This is a genomic window from Moorena sp. SIO3H5 (assembly GCF_010692395.1).
In the GTDB taxonomy this organism is placed as follows: domain Bacteria; phylum Cyanobacteriota; class Cyanobacteriia; order Cyanobacteriales; family Coleofasciculaceae; genus Moorena.
Genome location: NZ_JAAHHS010000819.1, coordinates 1 through 1,048 on the forward strand (window position 1 = coordinate 1; position 1,048 = coordinate 1,048).

A 1,048-nucleotide genomic window follows, 5' to 3' on the forward strand; every position below is an offset into this window, starting at 1 on the left:
TATTTGAAGTCCATTTGTCAGGATAATTTTCTTCTGTATGGATTTTTAAGGCATTGCTAAAATAAATGATTGAATTTTCAATATTATTTTTACTATCTCACGCTATTCTATATAAGTAAGTAATACCCAAACTATGTTGAATATTAGCCCAATTTAGGGGAAAATCAGTCTCATTATAGACTCTTAATGCAGTTGTATAGTAAAAAATAGCAGCTTCAATATTTTCTTTTCTACTGCCTGCTATTCTTTCACGTAATACATCACCTAACATCTTTTGAGTCCTAGCCCATTTTTGAGGAAAATTTTCTTCAGTTATTACTTTTAAAGCATTTAGATAGTAAGCAATAGCAATTTCTAAATTTTCTTTTTTATCTCCCGCAATTCTTTCTTCATAATTTATACCTATCATTTGTAAAGTACTAGCCCAGAGTTGAGGAAAGTCTATTTCAGTAAATACTCTCAAGGCAGCAGTGTAATGAGCAATAGCAGTTTCAATATTATCTTTCCTTTCTCCTACTATTCTATTGAAATAAACCCAACCTAAACTGTTTTGAATAAATGCCCAATCTTGAGAAAATTTTGTTTCGTCGATAACTCTTAAAGAATCATTATAGCAAGCAATAGCATTTTCAATATTTTCACTTCTATTTCCTACTATTTTTGTTCTGTTATAAATATCGCCTAGACTCTGTTTAGTTTTTGCCCAATCATAGGGAAAATTTACTTCTGTAAAAATTTTTAGAGCAGAAGTATAATAAGCAATAGCAGATTCAATATTTTTCCTTTTCTCTCCAGCTAATCTATCTTTGTAAATATCACCTAGACAATTTTGAATCATTGCCCAATCATAGAAAAAATTTGATTGAGTATAAAATTTTAAAGAGTTAGTGTAAGAATTAATAGCAGCTTCAATATTCTCTTTTTTATTACCCAGAATTCGACGATTATAAGCAACACCCAACTTCTTTTGAGTCAATGCCCAATTCGGAAAATATTCTTCTTTTGTGTACACTTTTAAAGAAGAGATAAAAGCATGAATAGATATTTC

1 pseudogene is annotated in these 1,048 nt (G+C 29.4%); it reads right to left on the reverse strand.

Features of this window, described 5'->3' with window-relative positions:
* Positions 1–97 precede the first annotated feature (97 nt).
* Positions 98–1,048 (reverse strand): annotated as a pseudogene (locus F6K52_RS36750) (hypothetical protein); the annotation flags it as partial.